The sequence below is a fragment of the Dyella marensis genome, from assembly GCF_900112865.1.
In the GTDB taxonomy this organism is placed as follows: domain Bacteria; phylum Pseudomonadota; class Gammaproteobacteria; order Xanthomonadales; family Rhodanobacteraceae; genus Dyella_D; species Dyella_D marensis_A.
Genome location: NZ_FONH01000005.1, coordinates 111,338 through 136,096 on the forward strand (window position 1 = coordinate 111,338; position 24,759 = coordinate 136,096).

General features: G+C 69.6%; 25 protein-coding genes. 13 read left to right on the plus strand and 12 right to left on the minus strand.

Annotated features, from left to right (window positions below; all coding sequences use genetic code 11):
• Positions 1 to 22 precede the first annotated feature (22 nt).
• The 4 genes from BM172_RS10050 to hemH form a co-directional block, all read right to left on the minus strand.
• Positions 23 to 1,894 carry an aspartyl protease family protein gene (locus BM172_RS10050; protein ID WP_026635407.1) on the minus strand — a complete coding sequence of 624 codons (1,872 nt, stop codon included), beginning with the start codon at positions 1,892 to 1,894 and terminating at the stop codon, positions 23 to 25.
• Positions 1,895 to 1,968: 74 nt separating this feature from the next.
• Complete coding sequence (locus BM172_RS10055; RefSeq protein WP_026635408.1) at positions 1,969 to 2,775, minus strand: helix-turn-helix domain-containing protein; 807 nt, start codon at positions 2,773 to 2,775, stop codon at positions 1,969 to 1,971.
• Positions 2,776 to 2,819: 44 nt separating this feature from the next.
• On the minus strand, positions 2,820 to 3,668 hold the full coding sequence (locus BM172_RS10060; RefSeq protein ID WP_026635409.1) for an alpha/beta fold hydrolase: 849 nt from the start codon (positions 3,666 to 3,668) through the stop codon (positions 2,820 to 2,822).
• Entirely contained in the window at positions 3,665 to 4,708 is a 1,044-nt protein-coding gene (gene hemH / locus BM172_RS10065; protein ID WP_026635410.1) for a ferrochelatase, read from the minus strand. The genes BM172_RS10060 and hemH overlap by 4 nt, the downstream gene beginning before the upstream one ends.
• Before the next feature lie 108 nt (positions 4,709 to 4,816).
• On the opposite strand from hemH, the gene BM172_RS10070 reads away from it, so the two are divergent.
• The 5 genes from BM172_RS10070 (at position 4,817) to BM172_RS10090 (ending at position 7,426) form a co-directional block, all read left to right on the plus strand.
• The gene (locus BM172_RS10070; RefSeq protein ID WP_026635411.1) at positions 4,817 to 5,503 is read left to right on the plus strand and encodes a lipid-binding SYLF domain-containing protein; all 687 of its coding nucleotides are present in this window, start codon (positions 4,817 to 4,819) and stop codon (positions 5,501 to 5,503) included.
• Between the two features lie 66 nt (positions 5,504 to 5,569).
• Positions 5,570 to 5,806: a Sec-independent protein translocase subunit TatA gene (tatA, locus tag BM172_RS10075; RefSeq protein WP_026635412.1), complete on the plus strand. Its 237-nt coding sequence runs from the start codon at positions 5,570 to 5,572 to the stop codon at positions 5,804 to 5,806.
• A 21-nt stretch (positions 5,807 to 5,827) separates the two neighbouring features.
• Positions 5,828 to 6,220: a Sec-independent protein translocase protein TatB gene (gene tatB, locus BM172_RS10080; protein ID WP_026635413.1), complete on the plus strand. Its 393-nt coding sequence runs from the start codon at positions 5,828 to 5,830 to the stop codon at positions 6,218 to 6,220.
• The gene (gene tatC, locus BM172_RS10085; RefSeq protein ID WP_026635414.1) at positions 6,207 to 6,977 is read left to right on the plus strand and encodes a twin-arginine translocase subunit TatC; all 771 of its coding nucleotides are present in this window, start codon (positions 6,207 to 6,209) and stop codon (positions 6,975 to 6,977) included. Before tatB ends, tatC begins: the two co-directional genes overlap by 14 nt.
• Positions 6,974 to 7,426 carry a cupin domain-containing protein gene (locus BM172_RS10090; RefSeq protein ID WP_026635415.1) on the plus strand — a complete coding sequence of 151 codons (453 nt, stop codon included), beginning with the start codon at positions 6,974 to 6,976 and terminating at the stop codon, positions 7,424 to 7,426. Before tatC ends, BM172_RS10090 begins: the two co-directional genes overlap by 4 nt.
• Positions 7,427 to 7,520: 94 nt before the next feature.
• On the opposite strand, the gene BM172_RS10095 is transcribed toward BM172_RS10090, so the two are convergent.
• The gene (locus BM172_RS10095; protein WP_081805175.1) at positions 7,521 to 9,617 is read right to left on the minus strand and encodes a TonB-dependent receptor; all 2,097 of its coding nucleotides are present in this window, start codon (positions 9,615 to 9,617) and stop codon (positions 7,521 to 7,523) included.
• Positions 9,618 to 9,728: 111 nt separating this feature from the next.
• Here BM172_RS10095 and BM172_RS10100 point away from each other — a divergent pair, with 111 nt between their 5' ends.
• The 4 genes from BM172_RS10100 (at position 9,729) to BM172_RS10115 (ending at position 13,932) form a co-directional block, all read left to right on the plus strand.
• A complete protein-coding gene (locus BM172_RS10100; protein ID WP_026635417.1) occupies positions 9,729 to 10,916 on the plus strand; it encodes a murein hydrolase activator EnvC family protein in 1,188 nt (395 codons plus the stop codon).
• 101 nt (positions 10,917 to 11,017) lie between these two features.
• Positions 11,018 to 12,376, plus strand: coding sequence for a S41 family peptidase (locus BM172_RS10105; protein ID WP_026635418.1), 1,359 nt, complete (start codon positions 11,018 to 11,020; stop codon positions 12,374 to 12,376).
• A 120-nt stretch (positions 12,377 to 12,496) separates the two neighbouring features.
• Positions 12,497 to 13,126 (plus strand): thymidine kinase, encoded by a 630-nt coding sequence (locus tag BM172_RS10110; RefSeq protein WP_026635419.1) that lies wholly within the window; start codon positions 12,497 to 12,499, stop codon positions 13,124 to 13,126.
• A gap of 41 nt (positions 13,127 to 13,167) precedes the next feature.
• Entirely contained in the window at positions 13,168 to 13,932 is a 765-nt protein-coding gene (locus BM172_RS10115; RefSeq protein WP_026635420.1) for a hypothetical protein, read from the plus strand.
• A gap of 92 nt (positions 13,933 to 14,024) precedes the next feature.
• Here BM172_RS10115 and mutM read toward each other — a convergent pair whose 3' ends face one another.
• From mutM to BM172_RS10145, 6 genes are all read right to left on the minus strand, one after another.
• Positions 14,025 to 14,849: a bifunctional DNA-formamidopyrimidine glycosylase/DNA-(apurinic or apyrimidinic site) lyase gene (gene mutM, locus BM172_RS10120; protein ID WP_026635421.1), complete on the minus strand. Its 825-nt coding sequence runs from the start codon at positions 14,847 to 14,849 to the stop codon at positions 14,025 to 14,027.
• A 12-nt stretch (positions 14,850 to 14,861) separates the two neighbouring features.
• On the minus strand, positions 14,862 to 16,283 hold the full coding sequence (gndA, locus tag BM172_RS10125) for an NADP-dependent phosphogluconate dehydrogenase (RefSeq protein WP_035323398.1): 1,422 nt from the start codon (positions 16,281 to 16,283) through the stop codon (positions 14,862 to 14,864).
• A gap of 98 nt (positions 16,284 to 16,381) precedes the next feature.
• The gene (locus BM172_RS10130) at positions 16,382 to 16,882 is read right to left on the minus strand and encodes a hypothetical protein (RefSeq protein ID WP_026635423.1); all 501 of its coding nucleotides are present in this window, start codon (positions 16,880 to 16,882) and stop codon (positions 16,382 to 16,384) included.
• Positions 16,861 to 18,213: a GldG family protein gene (locus tag BM172_RS10135; RefSeq protein WP_026635424.1), complete on the minus strand. Its 1,353-nt coding sequence runs from the start codon at positions 18,211 to 18,213 to the stop codon at positions 16,861 to 16,863. The genes BM172_RS10130 and BM172_RS10135 overlap by 22 nt, the downstream gene beginning before the upstream one ends.
• Positions 18,213 to 19,001: an ABC transporter permease gene (locus BM172_RS10140; protein WP_026635425.1), complete on the minus strand. Its 789-nt coding sequence runs from the start codon at positions 18,999 to 19,001 to the stop codon at positions 18,213 to 18,215. Before BM172_RS10140 ends, BM172_RS10135 begins: the two co-directional genes overlap by 1 nt.
• A complete protein-coding gene (locus tag BM172_RS10145) occupies positions 18,998 to 19,735 on the minus strand; it encodes an ABC transporter ATP-binding protein (RefSeq protein ID WP_026635426.1) in 738 nt (245 codons plus the stop codon). Before BM172_RS10145 ends, BM172_RS10140 begins: the two co-directional genes overlap by 4 nt.
• Before the next feature lie 161 nt (positions 19,736 to 19,896).
• Between BM172_RS10145 and BM172_RS10150 the strand changes: the two genes are divergently transcribed.
• Positions 19,897 to 21,093, plus strand: coding sequence for a DesA family fatty acid desaturase (locus BM172_RS10150; RefSeq protein ID WP_026635427.1), 1,197 nt, complete (start codon positions 19,897 to 19,899; stop codon positions 21,091 to 21,093).
• A gap of 94 nt (positions 21,094 to 21,187) precedes the next feature.
• A complete protein-coding gene (locus tag BM172_RS10155) occupies positions 21,188 to 21,724 on the plus strand; it encodes a DUF4166 domain-containing protein (protein ID WP_026635428.1) in 537 nt (178 codons plus the stop codon).
• Position 21,725: 1 nt separating this feature from the next.
• Here BM172_RS10155 and BM172_RS10160 read toward each other — a convergent pair whose 3' ends face one another.
• Positions 21,726 to 22,835: a saccharopine dehydrogenase family protein gene (locus BM172_RS10160; protein ID WP_026635429.1), complete on the minus strand. Its 1,110-nt coding sequence runs from the start codon at positions 22,833 to 22,835 to the stop codon at positions 21,726 to 21,728.
• 160 nt (positions 22,836 to 22,995) lie between these two features.
• Here BM172_RS10160 and BM172_RS10165 point away from each other — a divergent pair, with 160 nt between their 5' ends.
• Both BM172_RS10165 and BM172_RS22510 read left to right on the plus strand, forming a co-directional pair.
• The gene (locus tag BM172_RS10165) at positions 22,996 to 23,844 is read left to right on the plus strand and encodes a C2 family cysteine protease (RefSeq protein ID WP_026635430.1); all 849 of its coding nucleotides are present in this window, start codon (positions 22,996 to 22,998) and stop codon (positions 23,842 to 23,844) included.
• A 197-nt stretch (positions 23,845 to 24,041) separates the two neighbouring features.
• A complete protein-coding gene (locus tag BM172_RS22510; protein ID WP_026635431.1) occupies positions 24,042 to 24,677 on the plus strand; it encodes a hypothetical protein in 636 nt (211 codons plus the stop codon).
• Positions 24,678 to 24,759 lie beyond the last annotated feature (82 nt).

Here is a 24,759-nt window from a genome sequence, read left to right on the forward strand (position 1 = left end):
CTCGCTCACCCCAACCTACTGTTCAATGCGGGGCCATGTCGCGCAGCCGCATCTCCAGCACCTTGCCGCCATCCAGCGTCAACTTCAGCGGCGTGCCTTCCGGACGGCTCGAAATGGCATCGCGCAATTCGCCAAGGCCCAGCGCCTTTGCCGACTTGCCGTTCACCGCGACGATGAAATCCCCCGCCTTCAGGCCGGCTTCCGCCGCCGGGCTCCCGGGCAGCACCCAGCTCACCTTGTAGCGATCCGGCTGCGCCGCCGACTTGCCGGCGCGGAAGCCGGCCATCGCGTATTGCGCCGGCACGGCGGGCTGGCGCGGCAGCAGCACCAGCTCCGCGCGGCGGTAGTCGAAGTGCACGTTGAAGCGCGACAGGATGTCCTGCCCGATATTGCCCGCCTCGGTGGGATTGCCGGTGGCGCCCGCATCGGCGCGGGTCAGCATCGCCACCACGTTATCCAGCCGCTGGCCGCCGAGCTGCATGCCCTGCGCGTGCGCGAAGTGCGCGGTGAACAGGCCGCCCACGCCGCCGGTGGGTGCGGGCGCGCCGTGCTCGTAGCGCGCGGCGATGCCGTTCTTCGCGGCCCACTGCGGGAACAGCAGGGTCAGGCCGCCGTTGCCGGTGTCGATGCCGAACACGCCGTGCTTGCCGTCGAGGCTGGCGTCGACCAGCGGCATGTCGTAGGTGAATGTCAGCGGCAGCCGCTCGCCGCGCTCCGCCGTGGGCGCTTCGCCATGGTCGTAGGACTGCAGCACAAGCTGGTTCTTGTCGTAGTCGAAAGTGACCGCGAAGCGCTCGAAGATCTCCAGCCCCAGGATGCCGGCGATCGGCTCGCGCCCTTCGCCGCGCTCGTAGAACTCGTGCGGGTAGGGCATCACCAGGAAGGCGATGTCGCGGATATCCGCACCGCCCATGCCTAAATGCGCGACCCGCGCATACGCCGTCTCCATCGAGCCCGGGCCGGAGCCGGTGCTCACGCCCGCGCCCTGGGTGGCGATGCCCAGCTTCTTCGCCGCGTCGGCAGTGAGGATGGCGTGGCCGCCGGTGTCGAGGATGAAGGGCATCGGGCCCTTGCCGTCGATGCTGGCGTCGACCAGCAGGAAGCCGCCTTCCAGATGCATCGGCACGGTGGTCCGGCGCGCATCGTCCTTCATCGTCACGTCGCGCACGGCGTTGTCGGGGCGTGCCAGCGCGCCGGCCGGTGCGCGTTCGAGCCAGCGATAGCTCTGCACGATGTCGGTGCTGCCGTTGTCCTCGCCGCCGCCGGCGGTGACCGCGCTGGCGGTGAGGCGGAACGGCAGCTGCACGCCATCGACATCGCGGTAGTCGGCGAAGGCTTCGGTGGCCAGCAGGAAGGAGCTGGCATAGGTCGCATGGTCGAGCCGGTGCGTGGACGGGTCGATCCACAGCGTGATGGCGCGGCCGCCGGCGGGCGTGGCTTCCAGGCGCGCGTAGCGATGGCCGTTGGCCGTGGCCTGCGGCAGCTGGCGATAGCGCGTGCCGTCGTCCGCGGCGAGGAAACCGAAGCGGCGCAGCCAGTTCTCGCTGGTCGCGACCACCAGCGCCTCGGTCGAATCGTAGGGATGCGACAGGCCGGTGATGTCCTGGTGCCAGCGCCCCTGCGCATCCTGGCCATCGGCGCGGGTGAACATCGGCGTGCGCGCATGTTCGGTGTAGTGGCCGTTGCGCAGGTCCACCGTCATGCGCCACTCGCCGCTCAGGCCTTCGGCTTCCTGGCGACCCTCCGCGACGAGCGCGCCATGGCGGCGCCAGGCCTCGGCGCCGTGTGCTTCGCGCAGCTGGCGCAGCAGGGTGTCGGCATCGTCGGCGCAGGCCAGCGCGGGCAGCAGCAGGCCGGCGAGCATGAGCAGGCGGGGCAGGGATGGTTTCAGCATGGCGTTCGTCTCCTTGGCGTACGCAACGCATGCTGCCGGGCATGCGCGGTGCCGACTAGGACGAAGCTGAGGTTTCAGGACGCGTGTTGCGTTTTGTGCCGGTAGTCACGCGGGGTCTGGCCGGTGACGCGCTTGAACACGCGGGCGAAGTGGCTCTGGTCGGCGAAGCCGGCGTCCGCGGCGATCTCGGCGATCGGGCGCAGGCCGCCGGCCAGTTCGCGGCAGGCCTGGCGGATGCGCAGCGCGCGGCGGTAGTCGCCGACCGACATGCCTTGCGCCTGCTGGAAACGCCGCGCCAGATGCGCCGGATGCACGCCGGCCAGCCGGCCCAGTTCGGGCAGCGACAGTTCGGACAGCGGATCGTCGTGCAGGCGCTGCAGCACTTTCGCCAGCCAGGCGGGATGCCTGTCGTCGCTCTCGCTGCGGCAGGCCAGCGCGACCAGTTCGAACACCGCCGACTGCAGCGCCAGCGGCGCGGCATCGTCATCGGCCGCCAGCTCGCACTCGATGCGCGCCAGCAGGCGCGCGGCGTCGGGCAGGCGCAATGCGCGGTAGTCGCCGAGCAGTCGCTTCAGTCCGCTGTCGTCGGCCAGCTCGCGGGCGGGAAAGATGCTGAGGCAGCGCGCGCCGCGCGCGGAGAAGCGGTTGGCATGGCGATGCCCTTGCGGGTGCGTCAGCAGCAGGCCGGGCGCGCAATCGGTTTCCGCGCCGGAAACTTGCTGCGTATAGGCGCCGTCGGCGACCAGGCACAGGTAAGCGTCGTCATGCTCGTGCAGCGGCAGCACGCCTTCGCCCGCATAGGTGGTGGCGGTGACCAGCATGCCGCCGATCGACAGATGGTGCTGCGGGGATCCGAAGTTGGCGCGGCCTAGATGCTGCATGCCGCCAGTGTACGGACCCGTGCCGCGTCGCCGCGTGCCGTTGGTCAGGGGGCGAGGTGGGCCAGCGCCCAGGCCGCCACGGCTTGCGGGTGTTCCAGGTGCAGGTGATGGCCGCCGTGCAGATGGCTCACCGCAATGTCGGCCACGCCGTCGGCGCGGCGCATCATCGGAGCGCTGGGCAGGTACGAGGTGGCCGGTTCGGCCAGCAGCAGGGCGGTGGGCGCCTCGATGCCGCGCAGCAGCGCATGCACCTGGGTTTCGGCGATGCGCAGCGGCGAGGTGCGGGTGAGCCGCGGATCGCTGCGCCAGCACCAGCCGTCGGCCACTTCGGCCAGGCCGCGCTCGACGATCGGCCGCGCCAGCTCGGCGCGCAGGCCGCCGGCGATGGCGCGGGCCGCGATGGCCTGCTCGACATCGCGGAACACGCGCAGTCCCTTGCCGTTCGGCGCGGCGGCGATGCCGTCGCGGAAGCGCTGCAGGGTATGCGTGCCGTCGTCGCCCAGCGGGCCGAGCCCTTCGATCAGCAGCAGCTTGCGGATGCGCCCTGGCGCCGCGGCCGCCAGCAGCGCGGCGATGCCGGCGCCCAGCGAGTGGCCGAGCAGGTCGAAGCGTTCCAGGCCCAGCGCGTCGGCCGCGGCCAGCACGCTGCGCACGTAGTCGACGAAGTGATAGTGCAGGCCCGGCGGCAGGTGCTCGGAGTGGCCGTGGCCGGGCAGTTCCAGCGCGATCACCTGGCGCCGCGCTGCCAGCAGCGGCGCCAGGCGCGCGTAGCTGCCGGCGTTGTCGAGCCAGCCGTGCAGGGCCAGCAGCGGCGGCAGGCCGTCGTCGCCCCACACCAGCGCGCGCAGCGCCGGCGCCGGTCCTTCGAGCGCCCGCTCGACCGGTGCGCTCATGCGCCGCGCTCGGGCCAGCCCTGCATGTGGCGCAGGGCCAGCTCCGCCAGGCTGTCGACCTGGGCCTGGCTGTCGTTGAGCGCGGGGATGTAGCGCAGTTCCTGGCCGCCGGCTTCGACGAAGAAATCGCGGTTCTGCATGGCGATCTCTTCCAGCGTCTCCAGACAGTCCACCGCGAAGCCGGGGCAGGCCACGTCGAGGCGCTTGACGCCCTGCGCCGCCAGTTCGCGCACGGTGGCGTCGGTATACGGCTGCAGCCACGGCTCGCGGCCGACGCGGGACTGGAAACTGACCACCAGCTGCGCGGGATCCAGGCCGAGCCGCTCGCGCAGCAGGCGCGCGGTCTTCTGGCATTGCAGGAAATACGGATCGCCCGCCTTGGTGTAGCGCTCGGGAATACCGTGGAAGGACAGCAGCAGCCGGTCGCCGCGGCCGTGGACGCGCCACCAGTCCTCGATGTTGCGCGCCAGCGCGTCGATATGGCCGGGATCGTCATGATAGTCGTTGACCACGCGCAGCTCCGGCGGCCAGCGCAGCGTCTTGAAGCTGTCCGCCACCGCGTCCAGCACCGAGCCGGTGGAGGTGGCCGAATACTGCGGATACAGCGGCAGCACCAGCAGCCGGCGCACGCCGTCGCGCAGCAGCCGTTCGATCTGCGCCGCCACCGAGGGCTGCCCGTAGCGCATGGCCAGGGCGACCTTGACCGGACCCGGCAGGCGGCGCGACAGCGTCTCCTGCAGCGCCGCGGCCAGCGCCTCGCTGCCCACGCGCAGCGGCGAGCCCTGCGCAGTCCAGATGCGCTGGTAGGCATGCGCCGAGCGCGGCGGGCGGATGCGCAGGATCACCCCGTGCAGGATCAGCCGCCACAGCCAGCGCGGGTACTCGATCACGCGCGGATCGCCGAGGAACTCGGCCAGATAGGGACGCAATGCCCGCGCGGTGGGTGCTTCGGGCGTGCCCAGGTTGACCAGCAGCAATCCGGCCTTAACCGGCAGGTCATCGGAAAGCCCGGTCAGGCCGGTATAGTGGCTGAGAGGCATGGTGGCGAGGTGGCGAAGGCGGCCCCGAAGTCTGCCACAAGCCAAGCGGCGCCCCCCTGTGACCCGCGGTCGCGGGGCGCCACGCGAACCCCGCAACAGGAGTCACCCATGTTCAAAGCATCGCTGCGCCGTCTGCTGCTCGCCGCCCTGGTCCTGCTGCCGGCCACGGCCGTCCACGCCGAGGATCCGCCGCTGGTGCGCGCCGAGAATTCGGTGCGCGTGCTGAAGGAGATCATGGAGGCGCCGGACAAGTCGATCCCGACCGACCTGCTGAGGGAAGCCCATGCGATCGCGGTGATCCCGGACATGGTCAAGGCCGGCTTCATCTTCGGCGGCCGCCGCGGCGAGGGCCTGATCTCGGTGAAGAGTCCGGACGGCACCTGGTCCAATCCCAGCTTCATCTCGCTCACCGGCGGCAGCGTCGGCTTTCAGGCCGGCGTCTCGTCCACCGATGTGATCCTGGTGTTCCGCACCCAGCGCGGCGTGGATTCCATCGTCAACGGCAAGTTCACCCTGGGCGCCGATGCCGCCGCCGCCGCCGGCCCGGTCGGCCGCACCGCCACCGCTTCCACCGATTCGCAGTTCAAGGCCGAGATCTATTCCTACTCGCGCTCGCGCGGCCTGTTCGCCGGCGTGGCCCTGGATGGCTCTGCTCTGCGCATCGACTACGACGCCAACGAAGCGGTCTACGGCAAGGGCATCACCCCGCGCCGCATCTTCGAGGGCGGCGTCGGCAATGTGCCGTCCCAGGTCGTCGACTTCCGCGACCGCCTGGAGGAGTACACTCAGCGATGATTCGGAAAGGCCGGCGCACCAGCGTGCGATCGTTTTCCGGTCCATTTCCGCATTGAGGCCATCCCCATGAGCATGACCCATCTTCTTATCCTGCTGGTTGTCGTGGTGCTGATCTTCGGCACCAAGAAGCTGCGCAATATCGGTTCGGATCTCGGCGGCGCCGTGCGCGACTTCAAGAAGGGCCTGGACGGCGGCGAAGAAGGCGCCGGCGGCAAGCCCAAGGACGAGCGCCTGCAGGCCGACCCGCCGCCGGCGGCCAGCAGCCAGAACCAGTCGCAGCACGACCACAGCGAAACCAAGTAAGCCGCGGCGGATCCTCACGGCATGATCGAGATCAGCTTCGGCAAGCTGGTGCTGCTGGCGCTCGTCGCGCTGATCGTGCTCGGCCCGGAAAAGCTGCCCCACGCCGCGCGCACCGCCGGCGCCCTGCTGCGCCGCGTGCGCCTGGGCTGGGACAGCGTGCGGGCCGAGGTCGAGCGCGAGCTGCAGCTGGAAGAGATCAAGCGCCAGGCGCGCGAGGCGGCGGACCGCGCCAATGCGGCCCAGTCCGAACTCGACGCCACGCTGCGCAAGGTGCGCGACGCGGGCGCCGAGACAGTCGGGCCCGCCACCGTCACGCCGGCTCCCAGCGAGACCGCCACCGCGAAGGAGGAGCCGGCCCTCGGCTCCGAGCCGCCCCCTAAGGATCCGAAGGACTCCCCGCATGGCGGCGCCTGAGCAGGAACCCCACACCGAGGACGGGGCGCTCGAAGAAGGCCTGTTCTCCCACCTGATCGAGCTGCGCTCGCGGCTGATGCGCGCGATCGTCACCATCGCGCTGGTGCTGCTGGCGCTGATCCCGATCGCCAACCGGCTGTATGCGGAGCTGGCCGCGCCGCTGGTGGCGCGCCTGCCGCAGGGCGCGCACCTGATCGCCACCGAAGTGGCCAGTCCGTTCGTCACGCCGCTGAAGCTGGCCTTCTACGCGGCGCTGTTCATCAGCATGCCGATGATCCTGTACCAGCTGTGGGCCTTCGTCAGCCCCGGCCTGTACAAGCACGAGAAGCGCCTGGCGCGCCCGCTGCTGGCGGCGGCGCTGGTGCTGTTCTACACCGGCTGCGCGTTCGCCTACTTCCTGGTGCTGCCGGCGGCGTTCCGCTTTCTTACCGCGGTGACGCCGGAAGGGGTGGAGATGATGACGGACATCACTCACTACCTCGATTTCGTGATGCTGATGTTCTTCGCCTTCGGCCTGTGCTTCGAGGTGCCGGTGGCGGTGGTGATCCTCGCCGCGATCGGCGTGGTGAACCTGCAGCAGCTGCGCGACGGACGGCGCTACGCCATCGTCGGCGCCTTCACCATCGCCGCCTTCATCACGCCGCCGGACATCACCTCGATGATCATGCTGGCCGTGCCGATGTGCTTCCTCTACGAGGTCGGCCTGCTGGCCGTGCGCTGGCTGGTGAAGCCGGCGACGGAAGCCGCGGCGCCATGAGCGGCTCCGGGCGCGCGGCGGCGCTGATCGCCGAACTGCGCCTGGAACCGCATATCGAAGGCGGCCACTACCGCCGCTTCCACACCGCCGCCGCGGCGCATGGCGAGCGGCCCGCGCTCAGTGCGATCCACTACCTGATCGCCGCCGGCGAAGTCGGCGCCTGGCATGCGATCGATGCCGAGGAAGCCTGGCACTACGTGGAAGGCGATCCGCTGGAACTGCTGATCTATCACCCCGCCGAGCGGCGCCTGGAACGCCATCGCCTGGGCCCGCTGGAGCAGGGCGCGAAACCGGCGCAGGTGGTGCCGGCGCAGGCCTGGCAGGCCTCGCGGCCGCTGGGTGCGTACACGCTGGTGACCTGCATGGTGGCGCCGGCATTCGAGTTCGGCGGCTTTCGCCTGCTTACCGACGAGCCGTTCGCCACCACGCTGCGACAACACCTGGCGTAGGTTGGGGTGAGCCGCAGGCGAACCCCAACATCCGCACGTCTCAACGCATCGCATTGTTGGGGTTCGCTGGCGCTCACCCCAACCTACGCCGGACTCAGAATTCCAACTGCGCGCCCAGCATGACGGTGCGTCCCGGCGCGGGCTCGTAATAGCGGCCATTGCTCTCGTTGACGATCACCGAGCCGATCACGCGGCGATCGAACAGGTTGTCGACGCGCGCGCTCAGGTGCAGCTTCGCCACGCCCAGCGCCAGGCCGTAGCCGACATCGACGCCGGTCAGCACATGGCCCGGCGCGCGTTCGCGGCCGCGATCGTCGACCGTCACCGCGCCGACACCTTGCCATTCCATGCCCACGCGCCAGCCCAGCGCGCCGCCGCGCTCGATGCGCAGCGAGCCGTAGTTGTCCGGCACGCCGGGAATCCGCGTGCCGGCGGGAATGCGCACGGCCGGCGTGCCGCTCGGGAAGGCATCGCGAAAACGCGCCTGCAGATGCGTGGCGCCGAGCGCCAGCCGCCAGCCGTCGCCGAGTTCGCCGCGCAGCGACAGCTCGGCGCCCTGGCGGCGGCTGCGCCCGATATTGCGATAGCTCGAACGCCCGCCGCTGTTGCTGGCCACCGCCAGTTCGTGGCGCGTATCGGCACGGAACAGCGCCGCTTCCAGCTGCCAGTCCGCCGCGGCCCGCCACTTCATGCCCAGCTCGCCCTGGCGGCTGCGCGACGGTTGCAGGTCGAAGGCCAGGCCGGCGCCGCCGTCGGCGCGATAGCCCAGCTCGGCGAAGGTCGGCGTCTCGAAGCCTTCGCCGTAGCTGGCGTAGAAGCGCAGGCGTTCGCCGGGCCGGTATTGCAGGCCGAGCACCGGCGTAGTCGCGCCGTAGCTGACGCCACCGCTGTCGTCCGGGTTGCCTGGCGCGATGTAGTGATCGCGCGCGCGAAAACGCACTTCGCTGTGGCGCACGCCGACCAGCAGCGACCATCGCTCGGCGAAGCGCCAATACAGCTGCGCATAGGGATCGAGATTCCACACGCGATCGTCTTCGTCGCGGCGCAGCCGGCCGGCAACACCGAGCACGTCGCCGGCGAAGTTCTCGTAGCCGCGGCGGCGCTGGTGCTGGTCGTCATAGGCCAGGCCCAGCACGGCTTCCAGCGGCCGGCCGGCCAGTTCGGCGCGGCGCGTCCAGCGCGCATCCAGGCCGCCGTAGCTGGTGTCCAGGTCCACCACGCCGCCGGCGCTGAGCGGATTGCGCTGCGCCGCCACCGGCACCGACAGCACCTGCTGCACGCCACGCTCGCCGTAGTAGGCCATCAGGCGCCATTGCGTATCGGCATCGGGCGACAGCTCGTAGACGGCGCCGCCCTGGGCCTGGTGCACGCTCTTGCGCGTGTCGAACTGGTCGGCCGCGGCGATCGCCTGGCGTGGATCGGCCATGGCCTGCGCGCGGGTCAGCCCCAGCGGGTCCTGCGCCTGCGGTAGCGCCACCGTGTTGAGCACCACCGTGAGATGGCCGGCGGCGCCCAGGTCGAAACCGAGCCGCGCATTGCCCGACTCGCGCTGCGCGCGGCTGTGCTCGCGATAGCCGGCGGTCTGGAAGTGCGACAGCGCCAGGTTGTAGTCGAAGCCGCCGTCCTTGCCGCGGGTGGACAGCCCCAGCCGCATCGTGGCGTTGCTGCCGCCGAACAAACCCACCCGCGTCACCGCCGGATCGCCGCCTTCCGCGCTCCACAGCTGCACCACGCCGCCGGAGGCATTGCCGTACAGCGCGGAGAACGGCCCGCGCAGCACTTCCACCCGATCGGCCGCGTCCAGGCTGAAATGCGAGACCTGGCCCTGGCCGTCCGGCATGGTGGCGGGAATGCCGTCCGCATACAGCCGCACCCCGCGCACGCCGAAAGTAGAGCGCGCGCCATAGCCGCGCAGCGAGATCTGCTCGTCCTGCGCGTAGTTCTGCCGGTCGCGGGCGAGCAGGCCGGGCACGCCGACCAGCGCCTCGGACAGATTGACGCCGGGCTTGCCGCTGTCGCCCGGCGCCAGCGTGACCACGCTCAGCGAGGCGGGCAGGTCCAGCGGCGGGATGTCCAGCCGCGTGGCATTGACCCGCACCGGCGGCAGCTCGGTGGTGTCGGCCGCGTGCGCCGCGCCGGCCAGGCACAGCAGCAGCGCGCTGGTGACCATCGACTTGCCGCTGCCGCGCATCGCTGCTCCGAAGAGGGTGGGGAACCGGTGATGCTACGGGATGCGCGCGGACGGATCAGTGGCGGGCGTCCGCCTCTCGCCACGTTCAGTCGGCCCCCGCATAATCGCGCGATGCCAAATCTTCGCTGCTGCGTCCGTCCGATCGGTGCCGTCGTCCTGCTGTTGGCCGCGCTCGCGGCGGCCCCCGCGTTCGCGCAGGAAAAGACCAGGACCGAACAGGCCGAGGCGCAGAAAAAGCTCGCCGAAGTGCGCAGCAAGATGGAGGCGCTGGCCAAGGAACAGGCCGAGACCGCGGCCAGGCGCGACTCGGCCAACGCGGAACTGGCCAAGCGCGCCAACGCCGTGGCCGGCGCCGCCAAGGCGGTGCGCCAGACCGACGCCGAGCTCTCCGGCAAGCAGCGCGAGCTGGAAAAACTGCAGCAGGACCGCGCCGCCCTGCAGAAGAACCTGGACGGCCAGCGCGCCGCCATCGCCGACCTGCTGCGTGCGACCTACACCCTGGGCCGCGGCTCGGACCTGCGCCTGCTGCTGGGCGACGACGACGTCGCGCGGGTGGCGCGCGCGCTGGCCTATTCGAAGTACTTCCAGGAAGACCGCGTCCAGAAAGTGCAGAAGCTGATGGGCGACCTGGCCCGGCTGCAGGACCTGGAAGCGCGCATCGCCACCGAGCAGCAGGCCCTGCAGGCGACCAAGGCACAGCGCCAGGAACAGGCCAAGACACTGGAACAGCAGCGCGCCGAACAGGCCAGGCTGGCCGCCCAGACCGATGCCCAGTACAAGGACCAGGGCGAGCGCCTGGCCCAGCTCAAGCAGAACGCCCAGTCGCTCAACAGCCTGGTCGACAAGCTGCAGAAGGCCATCGACGACGCCGCGCGCGAGGCGGCCAAGGCCGCCAAGGCCAATCCGGCCGCACCCAGCGTGTCGCCGGGCAAGGGCAGCGCCAATATCCGCGGCAACCTGCCGTGGCCGGCCAATGGCGTGGTCAACACCTACGGCAACGGCGTGCTGATCAAGGCCAACGGCGGCAGCGAGGTGCGCGCGGTGGCACGCGGCCGGGTGGTCTACGCGGCCTTCCTGCGCGGCTACGGCATGCTGCTTATCCTCAACCACGGCAACGGCTGGCTGAGCATGTACGGCAACAACGAGACCCTGCTGCACGGGGTGGGCGACGAGGTCGACACCGGCCAGGCGGTGGGCACCGCGGCGGCGCCCACCGGCGTCAACACCGGCGTGTATTTCGAGCTGCGCCAGAACAACAAGCCGGTGGACCCGCGCAGCTGGCTGGGACGCCAGCGTTGACGTGGCGTGTGCGCCGCCGCAGGCTAGCCTGCGTTGAATTCCGGTGTCCCCCTGCGGTCCTACCCCCGCAGTGCACCCCCAAGTTTCCCCGGAGCAAGTTCATGCGGTTTCCCTCCCTGCCCCTTGTCGCGCTGCTGCTGGCGGTCCCCGCGCTGCCGCTGCAGGCCCTGCCCGCGAAGGGCGCCAAGCCGGCGGCCGAGCCGGCCAAGGCCGCCTCCACCGCTGCGCCTGACGCGGTCGACATGGACGACATCCGCAACTTCAGCCGCGTCTACGAGATGGTGCGGCAGGCCTATGTCGAGAAGGTCGACAACAAGACCCTGATGAAGGCTGCCATCAGCGGCATGCTCACCGGCCTGGACCCGCACAGCGAATACCTGGACAAGGACGGCCTGGCCGAGCTCAGCGAAGACACCACCGGCCAGTATGGCGGCCTCGGCATCGAGGTGCTGCAGGTGGACGGCACGCTGCGCATCATCGCGCCGATCGACGACACGCCCGCCTCGCGCGCCGGCATCAAGCCGGGCGACACCATCGTGAAGGTGGACGGCACGCCGGTGGATTCGGAGAACATCGACGAGATGTTCAAGAAGCTGCGCGGCGACCCGGGCAGCAAGATCGTGTTGTCGGTCCTGCACGAGAAGAGCGACAAGCCGGTGGACATGAGCCTGGTGCGCGAGCGCATCTCGGTCACCAGCGTGAAGGTGCGCGAACTCGAACCCGGCTATGCCTACGTGCGGCTCAGCCAGTTCCAGGACGACACCGCGTCGGACCTGGAAAAGAAGCTCGGCGAGCTGGTCAAGAAGAACGGCCCGCAGCGCGGCGCAATCCTGGACCTGCGCTCCAACCCGGGCGGCCTGCTCACCGCGGCCGTGGGCGTCAGCGACGCCTTCCTCGACAGCGGCACCATCGTCACCACGCGCGGCCGCCTGCAGGACGCCAACCTCAGCTTCGCCGCGCATCCGGGCGACCTGCTGAACGGCTCGCCGATGGTGGTGCTGGTGGACAACGGCACGGCGTCGGCGGCGGAGATCGTCTCCGGCGCGCTGAAGGACAACCACCGCGCGCTGATCATCGGCCGCCGCACTTTCGGCAAGGGCGTGGTGCAGACCGTGCTGCCGCTGGACGCCGAGCACGCGGTGAAGATCACCACCGCGCGCTATTACACGCCCAGCGGCACCTCGATCCAGGCCGAAGGCATCAAGCCGGACATCGCGCTGGCCGACCTGGCGGTGAACAAGGCCGACAGCGCCGCCACCCTGATCGGTTCGGAAGCGGACCTGCGCAACCACCTCGCCAACGAGGACGGCAACAGCAAGGACCGCAAGGATCTGGACAACGACGGCAGCGCCGAGAACGCCAAGCTGGCCACCCAGGACTACGCGCTGTCGCAGGCGCTGAACGTGCTCAAGGGCCTGGCGCTCAATCACGGCGTGCCGGCGCAGGCGGCCAGGCAGTAGGCCCGCCGGCGACTGAGCGGTATCGCCGGAAAAGCGCCGCCAACGGCGCTTTTCCGCTGCTTGCGCCAACCGTCAGTTGGCACGCGCTACCATGCGGGCCTTCTTTGGTAGCGACGCGCCATGGCCAAGCTCTATTTCTACTACTCGGCGATGAATGCCGGTAAGACCACCACGCTGCTGCAGAGCGCGTACAACTATCACGAGCGTGGCATGCGCACGGTGATCCTCACGCCGGCGCTGGACAACCGCTACGGCGACGGCGTGGTGGCCTCGCGCATCGGCCTGAAGGCGAACGGGCGGCGCTTCCGCACCGACGAGAACCTGCTGGCCCTGGTCGAGGCTGACATCGCCGAGCGCGGCCCGCTGCACTGCGTGTTCATTGACGAGGCGCAGTTCCTCACCAAGGCGCAGGTGTGGCAGGCCAGCGACGTGGTGGACAAGCTCAACATCCCGGTGCTGGCCTACGGCCTGCGCACGGATTTCCGCGGCGAACTGTTCGAAGGCAGCCGCTACCTGCTGGCCTGGGCCGACAACCTGGAAGAGATCAAGACCATCTGCCACACCGGCCGCAAGGCCACCATGGTGGTGCGCGTGGATGAGCGCGGCCGCGCCGTCACCGAGGGCCCGCAGGTTGAGATCGGCGGCAACGACCGCTATGTCTCGGTCAGCCGCGCGGAGTTCAAGAAGATCACCGAAGGCCGCGGCCGTATCGAATTGCAGCAGCCCGTGTTGCCGCTGGGCGAACATTGACCCAGGGCGCGGCCTTGCCGCCCATCACAAGGAATCCCCGCATGAACGCACCGATCCGCATCCCCGCCTGGCAACGCCCGCATTGGCATCCCGGCGGCGAGGAGATCTACCTGCACTACTACGTGTTCGGGAATTTCCAGAACGTGCGCGTGCCTTCCGCGCCCTACGGCAGCGACGGCCTGCCGCACGGCATCGAGGCCACCAACCATCACCATGCCGGCCTGCGCGCGTGGGAAGGCTATCCGCTCAAGGGCGAGCTGGGCCGTCTGTTCAAGGACGAGTCGCCGGAGGCTTACCGCGCCGCGCTGGATGCGCCGCAGGTGATGGTCGTGCGCGGCACGCTGCCGGACCAGGGCGATGTGGGCTATCTGCGCGATACGCTCGGCGTGGTCGCGGGCCTGCTCGATATCGGCGGCGTGGCGGTGCTCGATCCGCAGATCGTCACGCTGTTCGGCGCCGACACCTGGCGCGAGCATTACCTGGTGCGCGACGGTGCGCCGATCCGCAACCACCTGCTGATCCTGCGCGACGACGAGGAAGACGGCGACGGTTCGTGGGTACGCACCCGCGGCATGCGTAAGTTCGGCCGTCCGGACATCAGCCTGCGCCATGTGCCGGCGGGCGATACCGATCGCGCCGGCATGCTGTGCGAGCGGCTGGCCGAGATGCAGGCGCTGGGTGCGAGTTTCGTCGACGGGCAGTCGCTGGAAGCCGACGGCATGCAGGGTTTCGTGGCGAAGCTCGGCGGCAGCGCGGTCGACGCGCCGTTCTACAACACCTACGTCGAGTTCCGCTGGCCGGTGTAGGTTGGGGTGAGCCACAGGCGAACCCCAACGTTGCGACAACCTGCAAGACCTGTTGGGGTTCGCCTGCGGCTCGCCCCGACCTACGCCGAACGTTATTTCTGGCAGCGCGGGCACCAGAACGTCGAACGCTGCCCCAGCACCACTTGGCGAATCGCCGTGCCGCAGGTCCGGCACGGCTCCCCCTCGCGTCCGTACACCTGCAGCTCGCGCACGAAATAGCCGGGCATGCCGTCCGGATTGATGAAATCGCGCAGCGTGGTGCCGCCGCGCTCGATCGCCCAGGCCAGGATGCGTTTCACCTCGGCGGCCAGCCGCGCATAGCGTGCACGCGACACCGAGCCGGCCGCGCGGCGCGGATCGATGCCGGCGGCGAACAGCGCTTCGCTCGCATAGATATTGCCCACGCCTACCACCACGGCGTTGTCCATCAGGAACAGTTTCACCGCCGCCGTGCGGCCGCGCGACAGATGCCACAGCAGGTCGCCGTCGAAGGCATCGGTGAGCGGTTCCGGTCCGAGGTTCTCGAGCAGTTCGTGCGTCGTTCCCGGCGGTTGCCACAGCAGGCAGCCGAAGCGCCGCGCGTCGGTGAAGCGCAGGATGCGCGCGCCCACCGTCGTCGCTTCCAGCGCGATATCGACATGATCGTGCTTGCCCACTGGCGCATCCGGCGGCAGCACGCGCAGCACGCCGGTCATGCCCAGGTGCAGCAGCGCACTGCCCACCTGCGTGTGCAGCAGCAGGTATTTCGCGCGGCGCTCCACCTCCTCGATGCGCTGCCCGGGCAGCAGCGCACCGACTTCCGGCGGAATCGGCCAGCGCAGATCGGGACGGCGCAGCACCACGGAAGTGATGCGCCGTCCGATCAGATGCGGGGCGATGCCGCGGCGGGTGGTTTCGACTTCGGGCAGTTCAGGCACGGCCGGGCGGGCTCAGGTCCAGTCGGCGTGGAAGCTGCCGGGGCGGTCGATGCGCTCGAAGGTATGCGCGCCGAAATAATCGCGCTGCGCCTGCACCAGGTTTGCCGGCAGCCGCTCGGCGCGGTAGCTGTCGTAATAGGCGATTGCCGAGGCGAATCCGGGCACCGCCACGCCGGCCTGCACCGCCGCGGAGACCACGTCGCGCAGCGCCTGCTGGTATTGCGCGGCAATGTCGCGGAAGTACGGATCCAGCAGCAGGTTGGCCAGCGCCGCGTCGTGCGCATAGGCGTCGGTGATCTTCTGCAGGAAGCGTGCGCGGATGATGCAGCCGGCGCGGAAGATCTTGGCGATGGTGCCGTAGGGCAGGTTCCACTTGTACTCGTCGGAAGCGGCGCGCAGCTGCGCGAAGCCCTGCGCGTAGGAGACGATCTTGCTCAGGTACAGCGCGCGGCGCACCGATTCGATGAAGGCCGCGCGATCGCCGGCGAACGGCTGCGCCTGCGGCCCCTTCAGCACTTTGCTGGCCGCGACGCGCTCGTCCTTCAGCGCCGACAGCAGGCGTGCGAACACCGATTCGGTGATCAGCGGCAGCGGCACGGCCAGGTCCAGCGCGCTCTGGCTGGTCCACTTGCCGGTGCCCTTCTGTGCGGCGCGGTCGAGGATGATGTCGACCATCGCCTTGCCGGTGTCCGGATCCTGCTTGCCGAAGATGTCGGCGGTGATCGCGATCAGGTAGCTGTCGAGCTCGCCCTGGTTCCACTCGGCGTAGACCTTGCCCAACTCTTCGTTGGACAGGCCCAGCACCTGTTTCAGCACGGCGTAGCTCTCGGCGATGAGCTGCATATCGCCGTACTCGATGCCGTTGTGCACCATCTTCACGTAATGGCCGGCGCCGTTCGGGCCCATGTAGGCCACGCAGGGCTCGCCGTCCGGCGCGCGCGCGGCGATCTCGGTCAGCACCGGCGCCACCAGGTCATACGCATCGCGCGGGCCGCCCGGCATGATCGACGGGCCGTGCAGCGCGCCTTCCTCGCCGCCGGACACGCCGGTACCGATGAAATGCAGGCCGGCCGCGTTCAATTCGCGCTCGCGGCGGATGGTGTCCTGGAAGAAAGTGTTGCCGCCGTCGATCAGCACGTCGCCCTGGTCCAGCAGCGGCTTCAGTTCCGCGATGGTGGCGTCGGTGGCTTCGCCGGCCTTGACCATCAGCAGGATGCGGCGCGGCTTCTGCAGCGCGTCGACGAACTCCTGCAGCGTGTAGGTCGGCGCGAGCCGCTTGTCCGGATGTTCGGCCACGACCTCGTCGGTCTTCTCGCGGCTGCGGTTGTAGATGGCGACGGTGTGGCCGCGGCTTTCGATATTGAGCGCGAGGTTGCGGCCCATCACGGCCATGCCGACGACGCCGATGACGGGTTGCTCGACCGAACGATTCATGCGGATGCTCCGTGGCAGGGATAGCGGGAATGCCTCGGATATGGGGAGGACGCCGGGGCATGCAAGGTGCTCGGCATCATACGCAGCCTCGGCGCCGCTCAGGGCGCCCTGGTGGTGTTCGCCTTGGCCGGGCGCGGCGTGAAGCGCACCGGGACCAGGGCCACGCGATCGCCGGCGCGCACATAGCGCAGCGGACCAGTCACCGCGATTTCTCCGAAGCTCAACGCCTGCCCGTCCAGCGTCAACACGACGGGGGCCGGCGCCAGGCCGATCCTGGCCGGATCGAATTCGGCCAGCGCTCGCCAGCTTTGCACGGGCGCGGCCGCAGTGGCGGCGAGATCGGCCAGGCGGCCCTCGTCCACCGGCAAGCTGGTGCCGTCGACCGCCTGCCAATGGCCATCGCGCCGGGCGTAGTGCTCGGTGACGCCGCCGTGCCAGGCCAGATCGATGCGCTGCACGCCCGCGGGATCGATGCCGAGCAAGGTGCCGGGCGCCTGTTCGCGGTCGCTGCGCCATTGCCAGCCGGCGGCGCCCAGCAGCGCCGCGGTCAGGGCGAAGAAGGCGAGGCGGCCGACCTTCATGCGCGGCGGCGCCGCCATGCGATCAGCCCGCCGAGCAGCAGCAGGGCCAGCGGCAGCGCCAGCAGGAAGCCGAAGGTGACCGCGTTGAGCTGGCCCTGGCTCAACTGCATCGCGCGATCCGGCGCGCCGCGCGGCGGCAGGTCGACCAGGGCGTCGTCGCCCAGCAGCCAGTCGAACATGCGCTCGCCCAGCGCGCGGTTGCCGCCGTTGCCGAGGAAGGTGTTGGACAGGAAATCGCCGTCGCCGACGATCGCCACGCGCTGCTCGCTCTTGTCGGGGCTGGGCGAGAGGCGGGCGAAGGTGAGGCCGAAGTCGAGCGGGCCTTTCAGCTCGCCGGCGTCGGCGTCGTAGCGGATGCTGGAGCTGGCAGCGTTGTCGATCGGCTGGAACTCGGTCCAGCTCTGCGGCCCGGAGCGCAGGAACGGCTGCACTTCCCATTCGCCGCGGCGCGCCAGCGCCAGCGCGGAGACCTGCGGGAACAGCGTGGTCAGGGTCAGGCCGCGGGTGATCGCATGCAGCGGATAGCTGCCCACGGTGATCATGCGCGGATCCTGCAGGCCCAGCGCCGATCCCTGGCCGTCCACCAGCACGCCCGGCAGGATGTGCACGCCCAGCGCGTCGGCCAGCGGCTGCAGGCCGAGGTCGTCGTTGGCCGGCTCGGTCAGCCACAGCAGGTTGCCGCCACCGGCGACGTAGTCGGTCAGCGCCTTCACCGCGCCCGGCGGCAGCGCCAGCGTGGGGCCGGCCAGCACCACCAGGTCGGTGTGCTGCGGCACCGCGTTCACCTGCGAGAAATTCAGCGGCACCGCGCGCATGCCGCGGCCTTCCAGCTGGGTCATGAACAGCCCTAAGTCCGCATTGGCCTTGCCGTCCGCGCGACGCTCGCCGTCGCCGGTGACGAAGGCGACGATGCGCTCGCCGCCGCGCGCCAGGCGTTCCAGCGCATTGGTGAGGCTGCGCTCGGACAGCTCGTCCAGGCGCTCCTGGCGCTGGCCGTAGCGCAGGATCAGCGCGCCATCGACGGTGATGCCGAGCTCGCGCATCTTCGCCGGGTCCTGCTGCGGGTCGACGAAGCGCAGCGTGAGATCGTGCTTGAAGCGCCGGTAGCGCTCGACGAAGCCGCTCACCGTCTGCCGCAGGTCGCCCTGCGGATTGGCGTAGCTGGTGATCTCCACCGGGCCTTTCAGCGCGTCGAGCACCGCGCGGCTTTCGGTCGACAGGCTGGAGCGGGCGTCGTGGCTCCAGTCGGCGACATGGTCGTGGCGATAGCTGAGATAGCCGATGGCACCGGCCGCGGCGAACAGCGCCAGCGCGAACAGCCAGCCGTCCAGACGACTGAACCCGCGCATCAGCCGCGCTCCTTGTCGGTGGCGACCCGGCGTATCGCCAGGGCCAGCGCGATGACGATGACCAGCGCGAACCACACCAGGTCGGCGCTCGACACCAGGCCGCGCAGCAGGGCTTCCAGGTGCGTGCTCAGCGACAGCCAGTTCCATACGCCGTTGCCGACGCCGGCCTTCTGCGCGGCCAGGTTGGCGGTGAACAGCGCCAGGCCCAGGGTCAGGCTGGCGGTGGCCGCGACGGCGGGCAGCGAGGCGAAGGCCGAGCAGGCCACGCCGATCGCGCCCAGGGCGGCCAGGGTCAGCGCCAGGCCGAGCACGGTGGCGGCAAGCTTGCCGCTGTCCATGTGCGTGCCATGGGCCAGGCTCAGCGGCATGGCCACGGTCAGCGCCAGCCAGCCCAGCAGCCACAGCAGCACCGCGAAGTACTTGCCCAGCACGATGGCGGCGGGCGAGGTGCCGCTGGAGGCGAGCAGCGGCAGCGTGCCGTTGGCGCGGTCGCCGGCCAGGGTCGACATGGTCAGCAGCGGCACCACCAGCAGCGCCAGCTCGGTCAGCCCGAACGGCAGGATGCCCATGGTCAGCGTGCTGCCCAGCAGCGGGATGCCGACCAGGTCGGTATAGCCGGGTGCACCCGGTGTGCCGGCCAGCTTGACCTGGTTGTCGAGGAAATTGCCCAGCAGCAGCACGAAGCGCCAGGCGAGCTGGGCCAGGGTGAGCGCCGCCAGCACCCAGGCCAGCGGGCGGACCAGCAGGCGGCGCAGTTCCAGGCGTGCGACGGACCCCATCGAACTCATGCCGCCTGATCCTTGCCGTTCATCGCGATCTCGAAAAAGGTGTGCTCGAGCGCCGCATGGTCGCCGTCCAGCGCGGCATCGTGACGCAGGCGGCCTTCGTGCAGGATCGCCACGCGGTCGCACACGGCGGTGGTCTCGGCCAGCAGATGGGTGGACAGGATCACCGCGGCGCCCGCGGCGGCTTCCTCGCGGATCACCTTGCGCAGCGCGGCGACCTGCACCGGGTCGAGCGCATTGGCCGGCTCGTCCAGCACCAGCAGCCTGGGCTTGTGCAGCAGCGCGCAGGCCAGCCCCAGGCGCTGGCGCTGGCCTTGCGACAGCACGCCGGCGAGACGGCGCAGCAGCGGGGCCAGTTCCAGGCGTTCGATGGTGGACTCGCAGGCCTGCTTCAGTCCGCCGGCGCGCAGTCCGCGCAGGCGCGCATGGGCCTGCAGATGTTCCAAAACGGTCAGTTCCGGCCAATGCGGGGCACGTTCGGGCAGCCAGCCGAGCAGGCCACGGGCCAGTGCCGGGTGCGTGGCGAAGTCCTGGCCGTCCAGCTCGATGCGCCCTTCGTCGGGCTTCAGCGCACCGGCGATCATGGCCAGCGTGGTGGACTTGCCGGCCCCGTTGACGCCCAGCAGGCCAAGGATCTGGCCCCTGTCCAGTGTCAGGCTGAGACGCTCGACGGCCGGCCGCCCGGCGCGATGGCGCCGGACCTGATCAAGCTTTAACAGGGGGTGTGGCAGAGTCATTGCATGATTGTCACGGCGCCCCCACCGTTTGAACAGACGGCGGGGGCGTTCTTGCGCGCTGAAACACGTTCTGCGGCACCGTTGCGCAGGCATGATTTCCCATGCTGGTGGGTACGGAAGCCCTCGATTAGACTGACTTTTCACCCTACTGAGTGTTTCCCATGCTCGACGCAGTGCTGAACTTCCTGTCCAACGGCCTCTCCGGGGCCGGCTGGGTCGCCATGCTGGTCTACGTGCTGGTCATGACGCAGCTCACCATCTTCACGGTGACGCTGTATCTGCACCGCAGCCAGACCCATCGCGGCGTGGACTTCCATCCCGCGCTGGCCAACTTCTTCCGCTTCTGGGGCTGGCTGACCACCGGCATGGTGGTGAAGGAGTGGGTGGCCGTGCACCGCAAGCACCACGCCAAGGTGGAGACCGAGGAAGATCCGCATAGCCCGCAGATCTACGGCATCAAGAAGGTGTTCTGGGACGGCGTGTCGCTGTACCGCGACGCCAGCTACATCAAGTCCGACCTCGAGAAGTACGGCCGCGGCACCCCGGACGACTGGATCGAGCGCAAGCTCTTCGGCGGCCACCCGTACTGGGGCCCGACCCTGATGCTGCTGATCGACCTGGCGCTGTTCGGCGTGATCGGCGCGGCCATCTGGGCCGTGCAGATGATCTGGATCCCGTTCTGGGCCGCCGGCTTCGTCAACGGCATCGGCCACTGGTGGGGCTACCGCAACTTCGAGAGCGCGGACACCGCGACCAATCTGTCGCCGTGGGGCGTGTGGATCGGCGGCGAAGAGCTGCACAACAACCACCACGCTTTCCCGAGCTCGGCCAAGTTCGCCCTGCGCAAGTGGGAGTTCGACATCGGCTGGGCGGTGATCTGCGGCCTGCGCGCGGTGGGCCTGGCCAAGGTGATGCGCGTGGCGCCGACCCTGGACATCCGCCCGAACGTGCACCTGCCCGATGCCGAGACCCTGAAGGCCGTGCTCACCCACCGCTTCCAGGCGATGACCGACTACTACCGCGGCGTGATCGTGCCGACCCTGCGCGACGAAGCGCAGCACGCCGGCGAAAGCCTCAAGGCGATGCCGCGCCGCATGCGCCGCGCGCTGGCCGACGGCGGCCGCTGGCTGGACCACGAAGGCCGCGAGCGCCTGCAGGCCGCCCTGGCCAAGCGCCCGACCCTGCGCACGGTGTGCGACTTCCGCACCCGCCTGGCCGACCTGATGGAACAGCGCGGCGCCGAGCAGAGCCTGAAGGGCCTGCAGCAGTGGATCGCCGAAGCCGAGCAGAGCGGCATCCGCGTACTGCAGGACTTCGCGCAGCGCCTGAAGGGCTACGCGGTCAGCGGCGCGCACTGAGCCCTCTTCCGATCGCAGCCAAGAAAGGCCCGCCACCTGGCGGGCTTTTTCTTTGGCGCTTGTCCGCCTCGGATGCGCCACGCATCATCGCGCGATGTCCGACGTCCTGTTTCCCGCCCTGATCGGCCCAACCGACTGGCCGCTGCTGGCCATGCCGGTGCAGCGCATGCACGGCGGCGCGGCATCGCTGCATGCGCATGGCGTCGCCCAGGTGGACGGTGCACGCCATCCGTTCGCGCGGCTGCTGCGGCGCGTGCTCGGCCTGCCGGAGCCGGGCGCCGGCCAGGTCATCGCGCTCAGCATCGAGCGCGATGGCGGACGCGAGACCTGGACCCGCGGCTTTGCCAACGGGCGCATGCGCTCCACGCTGGAACGCGCCGCGGACGGCGTGCGCCTGCGCGAACGCCTCGGACCCGTCTCGCTGTACTTCGAACTGCGCCGCGATGGCGACGCCATCGACTGGCAACTGCGCGAAGGCCGCCTGCTCGGCTTGCCGCTGCCGCGCGCGATATTCGGCAGCGTGCTTTCGCGCAGCCTCGCGGAAGAAGGGCGCTACGTATTCCATATCGACACGCGCCTGCCGCTGCTCGGCCAGCTGATCGCCTATCGCGGCTGGCTGGAGATCGATTGAATTACTCGAACGCCTCGACACCGGTGCGCAAAGCGTAACCGTCGAAACCCGCCTCGATCTGCTCCAGCGTGAGCAGCCCCACGCAAGGCATCGCGCCCTTGGCAGCGATCATCCCGTCCGCCATGCAGCGTGCCAGCACCACCGCAGGCGTCACTGGCACCTGCGGGCCGTCGCCGGCATCCGCGCTAAGCCACCAGCGCAGCCGCAGCGGCTGTCCGTCCTTGCCGGTGCCGCTGAGTTCCACCGTCATGCCGCCGACGTCGGAACCGAAGCGGATGAACAGCTCGCTGAAGCGCCGCAGCGCGGGCGCATACGCGGCGAGGTTGCGGATCAGCCCCAGCCGCACCAGCGCCGCCGCGCACCAGGTGCCGCCCTGCAACAGCGGCAGTTCGAGACCCGCGCGGAACATCACCGTGCGCACCTGCGGATAGCGAGCCGGAAACAGATCGAGATCGGGAATCTCGCACACGCCGACGCGGCGCCGTCCGAATGGAAACGACTGCAGCCGGCTGTCCATCCAGCCATGCGCCACCTGCCAGCGCCCATTGCGCCACACGCGGATCGGCCGGCCGCAATAGCCGAGGATCGACGCCACCGTCGCATCGCCGCGCGGCGTGCGGTTGCCGGGATTGATGGTGTGCTCGATGGCGTCCAGCTGCGCGAAGCGCGGCAGCAATGCATCGACCGCCGCCGAGCTCAGCGCCGGCACGCTGGACGCGCCGGCGACCAGCAGTCGCCCCGCGGCCAGCGCGCGTTCGTGCAAGCGCCCGATGCCGGTGACGAAGCCGCGGCCGTCGGCCAGGTCGATATAGTCGCTGCCGGCGTCGAGGCAGGCTTCGGCCACGCGATAGTCCTGGCCCTGGAACGGCCCGGCGGCGTGGATCACCAGTTGCGGCTGCAACGCGGCGAGCGCCCCGGCGAAACCCGCATCGCCGGTGTCGAGCGCGGCGACCCGCACCGACGGATCATCGAAAGAAGCGCGCTGCGCTTCCAGGGCATCGATCCGCCGTCCCGCCAGGATCAACTCGAAGCGCGCATCCCGCGCCAGACGCCGCGCCACGCGCGAACCGAACACACCGTTGGCGCCGATCACCACGACCCGCAAAGCCATCCCTGGAACTCCAATCCACCCGCGAAAGGCGCATTAGAACAGAACCGGCGCGCGACCTAGGGCCGGCCCTAGGTAGGGATCGACCTAGCTAGGCCCTGCAGGCGGCCATCGGGTTTCATCGCACGGTACTTCCTGTCCTGCCCCGTTCGGAGCCCGCCCCATGTCCAGCGTCAACGTCGCGTTCGCCGGTGTCGATATCCAGCGCTATCTCGGCCTGGCCGAACACAATCCGGTGCTGGATCCGAAGATCGGCCCCGACAACAGCGCGCCGAACCGCTCGCTGTACAACAACGGTGCCGGGCAGCCGGACTTCAGTAACAACAGCCAGCCCAGCCCCGACGACGTCAAGCAGGAAGGCTACGGCGACTGCTATTTCGATTCGACCCTGGCCGCGCTGGCGCAGCAGCATCCGGATCAGCTCAAGAACATGATCCACGACAACGGCAATGGCACGTTTACCGTGACGTTTCCGCACCAGAAGGACAACGGCGCCGGCAATCTGTGGGGCTTGTTCGGCGACGACTACCACGACGTGAAGATCACGGTGAGCGACAAGGACCTGCCGTCCAACGGCACCAGTTCCAGCGACGGCACCGCCAAGTGGCCGGAAGTGATGGAAGCGGCCTATGCCAAGCTGCGCGGCGGCTATGACGCGATTGGCAACGGCGGCAATCCCACCGATGCGATGGCCGCGCTGACCGGCAAGGGCGCCGACTACTACTCGCCCAAGGACGGCGCCGGCAAGATCGAGCAGGCGCTGAAGGACGGCAAGCTGGTGACGATCTCCACGCCCGAATCCGACGGCGACCAGGCCGGCATGGAAGCCGGCAAGAATCCGCACGGCCTGGTGGGCGGCCACGCTTATACCGTCACCGGCGTGTGCACCGGCCCCGATGGCAAGAAGTATCTGGAGCTGCGCAATCCCTGGGGCTTCGACCATCCGCAGAACATCCCGCTGGACCAGGTCAACGACGGTTCGATCGCGGAAGTGGAGATCGGCAACGCCTGAGCCGCACGCGTGGCTTTGTGACGGCGCTCATGCGCCATCGACAAAACGCGTGGCAAGGTCGACCGATGGCATCCATCGATAACGCAGGCCAGCAGTCCATGCCAAGGCGCCTCCATCCGGGGCGCCTTGGCGTATGCGCGGCGCTGCTGCTACTTTCGGCCGGCACTTCCGCATGGTCGACGCAGGCAGGGAAATCCATGTCCAGCTCCAGCGATCAGCAACAGGCCGCTCCGGCCGAAGTCGAGATCCTCCGCGGCCGCGCCGGCGTGGTCGGCCGTTCGCGGGTCGGCGTGTCGGCTATCGTCGCCACGCCGCCGCCGTTCCAGGGCGCGCTGCCCGGCGCGCGCGCCACGCTGATCGAAATGCGCGACGCGCCGATGCATCTGGAAAGCACCCTGGTGGTCAGCGAGAAGATGCTGCTGCCGCTGGCCGACGGCCTGCATCGCGTCAGCAAGCTCGCCACGCCGAGCGAGACCGACCGGCAAGGCCATGTGGCGATCGATGCCGAAGCGGCGCGCGCGGGTTCGCCGCGCGATGTATTCGTCAGCGATGACGGGCGGCTGCGCATCGGCGGCCCCGAAGTGAAAGCCGCCTACGACCTGCGTGTGCTGGCCTGGACGCCGGACAAGCACGCGCCGCAGAGCGCCACGCTGGAGTGGCTGAGCGCCGCCTTCCCGCGCGAAAGCCTGCCGCCGCAGCAGATCAGGCAGCAGGCGGTGAAGGTCGGCGACCGGCTGCAGGTCGGCGGCGCCACCTTGACGGTCAAGGCGATCGAAGGGCAGACGCAGGAGCATCCGGCCTGGATCGAGTTCGAGCTTTCGCCGGGCAGTTAGAGAGGTCTGTTTCAAGCATCATCCTCGCGCTTCGTCCGAACCCTCACCCCAACCCCTCTCCCGGAGGGAGAGGGGCTTGCGC

Bases quoted from the DNA above. Each gene is read 5' to 3' on its own strand.
- BM172_RS10060 (WP_026635409.1), bottom strand. From the start codon at position 3,668: ATGAGCGCACCGGTCGAGCGGGCGCTCGAAGGACCGGCGCCGGCGCTG.
- BM172_RS10100 (WP_026635417.1), top strand. From the start codon at position 9,729: ATGCCAAATCTTCGCTGCTGCGTCCGTCCGATCGGTGCCGTCGTCCTG.
- BM172_RS10110 (WP_026635419.1), top strand. From the start codon at position 12,497: ATGGCCAAGCTCTATTTCTACTACTCGGCGATGAATGCCGGTAAGACC.
- BM172_RS10130 (WP_026635423.1), bottom strand. From the start codon at position 16,882: ATGGCGGCGCCGCCGCGCATGAAGGTCGGCCGCCTCGCCTTCTTCGCC.
- BM172_RS22510 (WP_026635431.1), top strand. From the start codon at position 24,042: ATGTCCAGCTCCAGCGATCAGCAACAGGCCGCTCCGGCCGAAGTCGAG.
- BM172_RS10115 (WP_026635420.1), top strand. From the start codon at position 13,168: ATGAACGCACCGATCCGCATCCCCGCCTGGCAACGCCCGCATTGGCAT.
- BM172_RS10145 (WP_026635426.1), bottom strand. From the start codon at position 19,735: ATGACTCTGCCACACCCCCTGTTAAAGCTTGATCAGGTCCGGCGCCAT.
- BM172_RS10090 (WP_026635415.1), top strand. From the start codon at position 6,974: ATGAGCGGCTCCGGGCGCGCGGCGGCGCTGATCGCCGAACTGCGCCTG.
- tatB (WP_026635413.1), top strand. From the start codon at position 5,828: ATGATCGAGATCAGCTTCGGCAAGCTGGTGCTGCTGGCGCTCGTCGCG.
- BM172_RS10160 (WP_026635429.1), bottom strand. From the start codon at position 22,835: ATGGCTTTGCGGGTCGTGGTGATCGGCGCCAACGGTGTGTTCGGTTCG.
- BM172_RS10150 (WP_026635427.1), top strand. From the start codon at position 19,897: ATGCTCGACGCAGTGCTGAACTTCCTGTCCAACGGCCTCTCCGGGGCC.
- tatA (WP_026635412.1), top strand. From the start codon at position 5,570: ATGAGCATGACCCATCTTCTTATCCTGCTGGTTGTCGTGGTGCTGATC.
- BM172_RS10165 (WP_026635430.1), top strand. From the start codon at position 22,996: ATGTCCAGCGTCAACGTCGCGTTCGCCGGTGTCGATATCCAGCGCTAT.
- BM172_RS10140 (WP_026635425.1), bottom strand. From the start codon at position 19,001: ATGAGTTCGATGGGGTCCGTCGCACGCCTGGAACTGCGCCGCCTGCTG.
- BM172_RS10105 (WP_026635418.1), top strand. From the start codon at position 11,018: ATGCGGTTTCCCTCCCTGCCCCTTGTCGCGCTGCTGCTGGCGGTCCCC.
- gndA (WP_035323398.1), bottom strand. From the start codon at position 16,283: ATGAATCGTTCGGTCGAGCAACCCGTCATCGGCGTCGTCGGCATGGCC.
- tatC (WP_026635414.1), top strand. From the start codon at position 6,207: ATGGCGGCGCCTGAGCAGGAACCCCACACCGAGGACGGGGCGCTCGAA.
- hemH (WP_026635410.1), bottom strand. From the start codon at position 4,708: ATGCCTCTCAGCCACTATACCGGCCTGACCGGGCTTTCCGATGACCTG.
- BM172_RS10095 (WP_081805175.1), bottom strand. From the start codon at position 9,617: ATGCGCGGCAGCGGCAAGTCGATGGTCACCAGCGCGCTGCTGCTGTGC.
- BM172_RS10070 (WP_026635411.1), top strand. From the start codon at position 4,817: ATGTTCAAAGCATCGCTGCGCCGTCTGCTGCTCGCCGCCCTGGTCCTG.
- BM172_RS10135 (WP_026635424.1), bottom strand. From the start codon at position 18,213: ATGCGCGGGTTCAGTCGTCTGGACGGCTGGCTGTTCGCGCTGGCGCTG.
- BM172_RS10055 (WP_026635408.1), bottom strand. From the start codon at position 2,775: ATGCAGCATCTAGGCCGCGCCAACTTCGGATCCCCGCAGCACCATCTG.
- BM172_RS10050 (WP_026635407.1), bottom strand. From the start codon at position 1,894: ATGCTGAAACCATCCCTGCCCCGCCTGCTCATGCTCGCCGGCCTGCTG.
- BM172_RS10155 (WP_026635428.1), top strand. From the start codon at position 21,188: ATGTCCGACGTCCTGTTTCCCGCCCTGATCGGCCCAACCGACTGGCCG.